The organism is Pseudomonas sp. NPDC078700 (genome assembly GCF_044542375.1).
Classification (GTDB): domain Bacteria; phylum Pseudomonadota; class Gammaproteobacteria; order Pseudomonadales; family Pseudomonadaceae; genus Aquipseudomonas.
This window is the reverse complement of record NZ_JBITUI010000003.1, coordinates 133601-142100: the sequence shown is the minus strand read 5'-3', so window position 1 is coordinate 142100 and position 8500 is coordinate 133601. Positions and strand designations below refer to the sequence as shown.

Annotated in this window: 6 protein-coding genes; all 6 read right to left on the bottom strand. The window is 54.8% G+C overall.

The genetic code is table 11. From position 1 onward, the window contains the following. Positions 1-155 precede the first annotated feature (155 nt). Genes fabI through ACIGCM_RS11025 form a run of 6 tightly spaced genes read right to left on the bottom strand, consistent with a single transcriptional unit; the run spans position 156 to position 8414 of the window. Entirely contained in the window at positions 156-950 is a 795-nt protein-coding gene (fabI, locus tag ACIGCM_RS11050; protein WP_397502109.1) for an enoyl-ACP reductase FabI, read from the bottom strand. A 28-nt stretch (positions 951-978) separates the two neighbouring features. Beyond that, complete coding sequence (locus tag ACIGCM_RS11045; RefSeq protein WP_397502108.1) at positions 979-2592, bottom strand: ABC transporter ATP-binding protein; 1614 nt, start codon at positions 2590-2592, stop codon at positions 979-981. Position 2593: 1 nt separating this feature from the next. Then, a complete protein-coding gene (locus ACIGCM_RS11040; protein WP_397502107.1) occupies positions 2594-3613 on the bottom strand; it encodes an ABC transporter permease in 1020 nt (339 codons plus the stop codon). A gap of 1 nt (position 3614) precedes the next feature. Then, complete coding sequence (locus tag ACIGCM_RS11035; RefSeq protein ID WP_397502106.1) at positions 3615-4688, bottom strand: microcin C ABC transporter permease YejB; 1074 nt, start codon at positions 4686-4688, stop codon at positions 3615-3617. A 1-nt stretch (position 4689) separates the two neighbouring features. Further along, a complete protein-coding gene (locus ACIGCM_RS11030; protein ID WP_397502105.1) occupies positions 4690-6624 on the bottom strand; it encodes an extracellular solute-binding protein in 1935 nt (644 codons plus the stop codon). After that, entirely contained in the window at positions 6621-8414 is a 1794-nt protein-coding gene (locus tag ACIGCM_RS11025) for an extracellular solute-binding protein (protein ID WP_397502104.1), read from the bottom strand. Before ACIGCM_RS11025 ends, ACIGCM_RS11030 begins: the two co-directional genes overlap by 4 nt. Positions 8415-8500 lie beyond the last annotated feature (86 nt).

Genomic DNA, 8500 nt, shown 5'->3' with positions numbered 1-8500 from the left:
CGTGCAAAAATCAAATAAACCGCGTGCTAAAGCGGTAACGCAGCAATTTACAGGGTCGTAAAGCAACACAGATTGGAATATTGGGGCGCATAAAAAACGCCCGGGCAAACAATGCGCCGGGCGTTTCAGGGTGCAAGCATTATGCGTGGGGCAAATTACTCGTCCATTGCACCCATTGCGGTGGTGTTAAAGCCGCCGTCGACGTACATGATCTCACCGCTCACGCCCGAAGCCAGGTCGGAGCAAAGGAAGGCACCCGCGTTGCCAACTTCTTCGATGGTTACGTTGCGGCGCAGGGGTGTTTGTTTTTCGTTAGCGGCCAGCATTTTGCGGAAGCTCTTGATGCCCGAGGCCGCCAGCGTGCGAATAGGGCCAGCAGAGATGGCGTTAACACGGGTACCCTCTGGACCGAGGCTGCCTGCCAGATAACGGACACCGGCTTCAAGGCTGGCTTTGGCCATGCCCATGACGTTGTAGTTAGGCATGGTGCGCTCAGCACCCAGGTAGGACAGGGTCAGCAGGCTACCATTGCGGTCCTTCATCATTTCGCGACCGGCTTTTGCCAAGGCAACAAAGCTGTAAGCGCTGATGTCGTGAGCGATGCGGAAGCCTTCGCGGGTGGTGACATCAGTGAAGTCGCCATCCAGTTGGTCGCCAGGGGCAAAGCCGACTGAGTGAACGATGCAGTCAAGGCCGTCCCACTTTTTGCTCAGGGCTTCGAAGACAGAGACAATTTCTTCATCGTTTGCCACGTCACATGGAAAGCACAGATCCGCGTTTGAGCCCCAATCAGCGGCAAAGCCTTCAACACGGGCTTTGAGTTTTTCGTTCTGATAGGTGAACGCCAGTTCAGCACCTTCACGGTGCATCGCTGCAGCAATGCCCGAGGCGATTGAGAGTTTGCTGGCAACGCCAACGATCAGTACGCGCTTACCGGTTAGAAAACCCATGTGTTGTTCCTCTTCCTATTCGCAAGGATTAGTCAGCCGTTGCTGGTGCCAAGAAGGCTGCCTCCAGCAGTTGCTGAGTATAAATATGCTGCGGTGCGGCGAATATCGCCTCTGCCGGACCTTGTTCAACTACCTGACCTTGTTTAACCACCATTAAATGATGGCTGATTGCCCGGACAACTGCCAAATCATGGCTGATGAACAGATAGGTCAGGTTGTACTTGGCCTGCAATGACCGCAACAACTCAATAACTTGGCGCTGAACAGTCCGGTCGAGCGCCGAAGTGGGCTCGTCGAGTAGTATCAGCGCCGGTTTAAGTACCAGTGCACGGGCAATGGCGATACGTTGCCGTTGCCCACCTGAAAACTCATGGGGATAGCGATGCCGAGACTCCGGATCGAGACCTACCTCTATGAGTGCATCAATTACAGCTTGTTCCTGCTCCGCCTTGCTGCCCATGCTGTGAATATCCAGGCCTTCACCGATGATTTGTCCCACTGACATGCGTGGGCTCAAACTACCGAAGGGGTCCTGAAACACCACCTGCATTTGCCGGCGTAACGGCCGTACTTGCTTCTGCGAAAGGCCATCAACTGCCTGACCCTGAAAGCGTATCCCGCCTTGGCTCCCGAGCAAGCGCAAGATAGCCAAGCCAAGGGTGGATTTACCGGAACCACTTTCACCCACAATGCCCAGGGTTTGGCCCTGTGGCAGGCTAAAGTTAATGCCATCCACTGCTTTCACATAATCAACGGTACGGCGCATGAGCCCTTTTTTGATCGGGAACCACACGCGCAGGTCGTCAACTTCCAATATGGGTTCACCCGGCGGGTTATCGACGGGGTCGCCGCTGGGTTCCGCTCCGAGCAGTTCCTGAGTATAGGAATGCTGCGGTGCAGCGAACAAATCTTCACATGACGCCTGTTCGACGATCTTTCCGCGCTGCATGACACATACGCGGTTAGCAATTCTTCTGACCAGGTTCAGATCGTGGCTGATCAGCAGCAATGACATACCCAGTCGCGCCTGCAAATCCTTGAGCAGTTCAAGGATTTTCAGCTGCACGGTGACATCAAGTGCGGTGGTCGGCTCATCGGCGATCAGTAGCTCTGGTTCGTTGGCCAGCGCCATGGCAATCATCACCCGCTGGCGCTGACCGCCTGACAATTCATGGGGATAAGCCTTGAGACGTTTGCGTGGTTCAGGAATGCCGACCAGGCCGAGGAGTTCAAGGGTGCGCGCCGTGGCTGCTTTACCGCTCAGGCCTTTATGCAGCGCGAGGACCTCGTTGATTTGTTTTTCGATGCAGTGCAGTGGGTTCAGCGAGGTCATGGGCTCCTGAAACACCATGGCGATGCGGTTGCCACGGATGCCACGCAGTTTCTTCTCGTTCATGCTCAGCAGGTCTTCGCCCTGGTAGCGAATGGTGCCGCTTGGGTGCTGGGCCAACGGGTAGGGCAGCAGGCGCAGAATCGAGTGGGCGGTGACGGATTTACCCGATCCACTTTCACCCACCAGGGCCAGTGTTTCACCGCGGCGGATATCGAAACTGATGTTTTCGACCACCCGCTGGCGTTTATCCCCGGTGACGAATTCAACCGCCAGGTCGCGTACTTCGATGAGGTTGTCAGTGTCGGTCATCTTACTTCCTCGGGTCGAAGGCATCGCGAGCGGCCTCGCCTATAAACACCAACAAACTGAGCATGATTGCCAGCACGGCAAATGCACTGATCCCCAGCCACGGCGCTTGCAGGTTGGATTTGCCTTGGGCAACCAGTTCGCCAAGCGACGGTGCCCCTGGCGGCAAGCCAAAGCCGAGGAAATCCAGCGCGGTCAGGGTGCCAATCGCGCCGGTGAGAATAAAGGGCATAAAGGTCATGGTCGAAACCATGGCGTTGGGCAGAATGTGGCGGAACATAATGGCACCGTTCTCCATGCCCAGTGCACGGGCGGCGCGCACGTATTCTAGGTTGCGCCCGCGCAGAAACTCGGCGCGGACCACGTCGACCAGGCTCATCCATGAGAACAGCAACATGATGCCCAGCAGCCACCAGAAGTTGGGCTGGACAAAGCTGGCCAGGATAATCAGCAAATACAAAACGGGTAGGCCGGACCACACTTCAAGAAAGCGCTGGCCGACCAAATCGACCCAGCCGCCATAGAAACCCTGCAAGGCACCTGCGAATACGCCGATGATCGAACTGAGTATGGTCAGGATCAAGGCGAACATCACCGAGATCCTGAAGCCATAAATCACCCTCGACAACACGTCACGACCTTGGTCGTCAGTGCCTAGCCAATTGACCGAGGAGGGTGGGGCTGGCGCGGGAACTTGCAGGTCGTAATTGATGCTCGAATAGCTGAACGGGATGATCGGCCAGATCATCGTGCCATCTTTATCGGCAATCAGTTCCTGAATGTACGGGCTCTTGTAGTTGGCCTGGAGTGGGAACTCGCCGCCGAACACGGTTTCTGGGTAGCGCTTGAATACCGGAAAGTACCATTGGCCGTCGTAGCGCACGGCCAGGGGTTTGTCGTTGGCGATCAATTCCGCGCCCAGAGTCAGGGTGAACAATGCGAGGAAGATCCACAGCGACCACCAGCCACGCTTGTGCGCTTTAAATCGCTCGAAGCGGCGCTGGTTAATGGGGGACAGTGCCATATCAATTCTCCCTGCTTTCAAAGTCGATGCGCGGATCGACCAGGGTGTAGGTGATATCGCCAATCAATTTCACCACCAAACCCAATAATGTGAAGATAAACAGGGTGCCAAATACCACTGGGTAATCACGGTTGATTGCTGCCTCAAAACTCATCAGACCGAGGCCGTCGAGTGAGAAAATCACTTCAATCAATAGGGAGCCGGTAAAGAAAATACCGATAAACGCCGCCGGGAATCCGGCAATGATCAACAGCATCGCGTTGCGAAACACATGGCCGTATAGCACGCGGGTATTGGTCAGGCCTTTGGCGCGAGCGGTGACTACATATTGTTTGTTGATCTCATCGAGAAAGCTGTTTTTGGTCAGCAGCGTCAGCGTGGCGAAGTTGCCGATTACCAGCGCTGTGACGGGCAGGATCAAGTGCCAGAAATAATCCAGAATCTTGCCCGTGGTACTCAGGTCATCGAAGTTGTTTGAGGTCAGCCCACGTAAGGGAAACCAGTTGAGATAACTGCCGCCGGCGAATACCACAATCAACAGAATGGCAAATAGAAACGCCGGAATCGCATAACCGATGATAATTGCCGAACTGGTCCAAACGTCAAACGCACTGCCATGGCGGGTCGCCTTAGCGATGCCCATGGGGATCGAGATCAAATACATGATCAAGGTGCTCCAGAGCCCAAGCGAGATGGAGACCGGCATTTTTTCGATGATCAGGTCGAGTACCTTGGCATCGCGGAAGAAACTCTCGCCAAAGTCGAAGTGGGCGTAGTTTTTGAGCATGATCCAGAAACGCTCTGGCGCGGGTTTATCGAAGCCATACATATGCTCGATCTCAGCAACCAGTTCTGGATCCAGGCCTTGTGCACCACGGTAGTTGGAGCCCGCGACCGAGACTTCAGAACCGCCACCCGCAATCCGGCTGGTGGCACCTTCAAAGCCTTCCAGCTTGGCAATCATCTGTTCAACAGGGCCGCCTGGAGCGGCCTGAATGATGATGAAGTTAATCAGTAGAATGCCAAACAGCGTCGGAATGATGAGCAAGAGGCGACGAATGATATACGCCAGCATATTATTGCTCCGTGCCTTTAGCTTCAGGCGCTAGGTCAGGCGTTTCGGGTGTTTCTTCTGGCTCGGCAGCGGGTGCTGCAGCAGGGTTTTCAGCTTCAGCTTCAGCTTCAGCTGCGTGCTTTGCGGCTTCTGTTTCAGGCGAAGCCGGGCGGGCCCACCAGGTATTGATGCCAATGTCATACATGGGCGTTACATCGGGGTGCTGAAGGGTGTTCCAGTAGGCTACGCGCCACGTTTTGATGTGCCAGTTAGGTACGACGTAGTAGCCCCAGAGCAGGACGCGATCGAGGGCACGCGTGTGATCAATTAGATTCTTGCGCGAGTCAGCGCCGATCAGGCCAACCACCAGTTCATCGATAGCAGGGTCTTTGAGTCCGATAAAGTTACGGCTGCCCGGGCGATCGGCACTGCTCGAATGCCAGTATTCGCGCTGTTCGTTACCCGGTGAGTTGGATTGCGGAAAGCCCCCCACAATCATGTCGTAATCACGCGATCGCAGGCGATTGATGTATTGCGAGACATCGACGCGGCGGATGACCATGTCGATACCCAAATCGGCCAGGTTGCGTTTGTAAGGCAACAGGATGCGCTCAAATTCCGTTTGGGCGAGTAAGAATTCGAAGCTGACCGGTTTGCCACTCGCGTCCAGCATATGGTCGCCTTCGACACGCCAGCCGGCTTCCTGCAATAGCTGGTAGGCGCGGCGCTGCTGTTCGCGAATCATGCCGGTGGCTTTGGTCACGGGCAGGGTGAATTCGTCGGTAAACACCTTGGCAGGAATCTTGTCGCGTAGCGGTTCAAGTATTTTCAGTTCGTCGGCATCCGGCAGGCCACTGGACGCCAGCTCAGAGTTATCGAAATAGCTGTGGGTACGGCTGTAGGCACCATTGAATAGCTGTTTGTTAGCCCACTCAAAGTCAAACAGCAGACCGAATGCCTCTCGCACACGCGGGTCTTTAAACAAATCCCGGCGGATGTTGAAGATAAAACCTTGCATCCCGGTTGGGTTGGCGTTTTTCAGTTCTTCTTTGATCAACTGGCCATTGGCTACGGCTGAAGTGTTATAGGCCGTTGCCCAGTTCTTTGCACTGGTTTCCAGCCAGTAGTCGAACTGACCGGCCTTGAGCGCCTGCAACGCCACGTCGTTATCGCGGTAGTAGTCGATCCGCATGGTGTCGAAATTGTAGAAGCCGCGGTTGACTGCGAGGTCTTTGCCCCAGTAATCCTTGACCCGCTCGTAGCGGATGGTACGGCCAGGCTTAACCTCGGCAATGCGGTAAGGACCACTGCCCAGTGGAACGTCCAGGTTACTTTTGCTGAAATCGCGCTCCGCCCACCAGTGTTTTGGTAACACTGGGAGTTGACCGACAATCAGCGGCAGTTCGCGGTTGCCTGCATGCTTAAATTTGAAGCGAACTTTAAGAGGGCCTTCAACTTCGACGCTTTCTACGTCCGCGTAGTAGCCGTGGTACATCGGGGAGCCTTTGCTGATCAAGGTGTCGAAGGTGAACTTGACGTCTTCGGCGGTGACTGGGGTGCCGTCATTGAAGCGGGCTTCGGGGCGCAGGTAGAAGCGTACCCAACTGCTGTCTGGGGCTTTTTCTATTTTGCCGGCGATCAAGCCATATTCAGTGAACGGCTCATCCAGGGAGTGAACGGTGAGGGTGTCATAGATCAGCCCCAGGTCATCGGCAGACACCCCTTTGTTGATATAGGGGTTGAGGCTGTCGAAGCCGCCAAAACCGGCCTGGCGCAAGGTTCCACCTTTGGGCGCGTCCGGGTTCGCATAGTCAAAGTGGGTGAAGTTCGCCGGGTATTTTGGCGCTTCGTCATACAAGGTGACGGCATGTTGCGGCGCTGCCTGTGTCAGGCAGGACAGACCGAGCAGAAAAATGGCGCTTGTGTGAACTGCAAATGAGCGCAGTGAATGCGTCATTGGGTTTTCTCCGTGGGTTTCAGCCACCAGGTACGCAGCCCCAATGTATAGGGCGGTGTGGGGACATGAGCAAAGCGATTGCGATAAGCCAGCCGATGATAATTGATGTACCAGTTGGGGATACTGTAATAGCCCCATAGCAGCACACGGTCTAAGGCGCGCGTTGCTGCAACTTGTTCGTCGCGAGTTTGTGCCGAGAGCAGCTTTTCAACCATGGCATCAACCACGGGGCTGTCGATCCCTGCATAGTTTTTGCCGCCCTTGACCTTGCCTTGGCTGGAATGGAAATACAGGGACTGCTCTAGTCCGGGGCTAAGGGTTTGCGCAAGGGTCAGGGATATCATGTCAAAGTCGAATTGATCCAAACGTTGTTTGTATTGGGCACGATCGACGCTGCGCAAATCTGCTTGAATCCCGAGGATTGCCAGGTTCTTGGCAAATGGCTGATAGATGCGTTCAAGGCTTGAGTTAACCAGCAGTAATTCAAAATGAAACTGTTCACCCTTGCTGTTCACCAGGCCATTGGCTGAAGGCTTCCAGCCAGCGTCGGCCAATAGACCCAAGGCGCGGCGTAAGGTTTCCCGCGGAATACCGTGACCTTGTGTTTGCGGTACAACAAAGGGGTCGGTAAACAGCTTTTCCGGCAGCTCGCTGCGGTAGGGCGAAAGCAGCAGCCATTCAGCACCTACCGGCTTACCAGTGGCAGAGAACTCGCTGTTTGGGTAATAACTGCTGGCGCGGGTGTATGAGGTGTTAAACAGCGTGCGGTTGGTCCACTCAAAGTCAAACATCAAACCTAATGCTTCGCGGACTCTGACATCGGCAAACAGCGGCCGCCGTGAGTTCATAAACAAGGCTTGGGTTTGGGTTGGAATCTTGTGCGGGATTTCAACCTTGACCACGTCGCCACGTTCCACTGCCGGGAAGTTGTAGCCGTTGGCCCAGTTCTTGGCTTGTTGTTCGATGTAGAAATCAAACTCTCCAGCTTTGAACGCCTCGAACGCGACATTGCTATCGCGATAAAAATCGACCCTAACCTTATTGAAATTGTATTTGCCGCGGTTTACCGCCAGGTCTTTGCCCCACCAGTTTTTCACCCGTTCAAAGGTCAGGCTGCGGCCTGGGCTGACGTTAGTGATTTTGTAGGGGCCACTGCCGAGCGGCGGCTCGTAAGTGGTGGCGGTGAAATCGCGGTCTTTCCAATAATGCTGCGGCAACACTGGCAACTCGCCCAAGCGCAGTATCAGCAGTGGGTTGCCTGCACGCTTGAACACAAAGCGAATGCGATGCCGATTGAGGATATCGACGCGCTTCACTTCCTGCAGGTTGGTGCGATATTGCGGATGGCCTTCCTTGAGCAATGTGCGATAGGAGAAGGCGACATCATAGGCGGTAATCGGTTTACCGTCGTGAAACTTGGCATTTTTACGCAGGTTGAAGACCACCCAGCTGCGATCTTCGCTGTATTCAACCGTCTCGGCGATCAAACCATAACTTGATGCCGGCTCATCCCCAGATGGGTCATAAGCGCCGGTGCCAACCATCAAGGGCTCATTCATCTCGGTGACGCCGTACTGCAAGAAATTTGCAGTCGAGATCGGGCTAGACCCCTTGAATGTATAGGGATTAAGGGTGTCAAAGGTGCCCGAGGCCATGATTTTCAGGGTGCCACGCTTCGGCGCATCAGGGTTTACCCAATCGAAATGGGTAAAGCTAGCAGGGTACTTGAGCGCACCGAATTGAGCATAGCCATGGCTTTTGATAATGGTTGCCCCGGCGGGACAACACATAACAAGGCTGATCAGTAATGGGATGAGGCGACGTATCAAGTGATATTTCCGATCCGTGGCGGCTATGGGCATCTTGCCCGGTACAG

Excerpts from the sequence above, each read along its gene's own strand:
- ACIGCM_RS11025 (WP_397502104.1), bottom strand. The coding sequence starts at position 8,414 with ATGTGTTGTCCCGCCGGGGCAACCATTATCAAAAGCCATGGCTATGCT.
- fabI (WP_397502109.1), bottom strand. The coding sequence starts at position 950 with ATGGGTTTTCTAACCGGTAAGCGCGTACTGATCGTTGGCGTTGCCAGC.
- ACIGCM_RS11045 (WP_397502108.1), bottom strand. The coding sequence starts at position 2,592 with ATGACCGACACTGACAACCTCATCGAAGTACGCGACCTGGCGGTTGAA.
- ACIGCM_RS11030 (WP_397502105.1), bottom strand. The coding sequence starts at position 6,624 with ATGACGCATTCACTGCGCTCATTTGCAGTTCACACAAGCGCCATTTTT.
- ACIGCM_RS11035 (WP_397502106.1), bottom strand. The coding sequence starts at position 4,688 with ATGCTGGCGTATATCATTCGTCGCCTCTTGCTCATCATTCCGACGCTG.
- ACIGCM_RS11040 (WP_397502107.1), bottom strand. The coding sequence starts at position 3,613 with ATGGCACTGTCCCCCATTAACCAGCGCCGCTTCGAGCGATTTAAAGCG.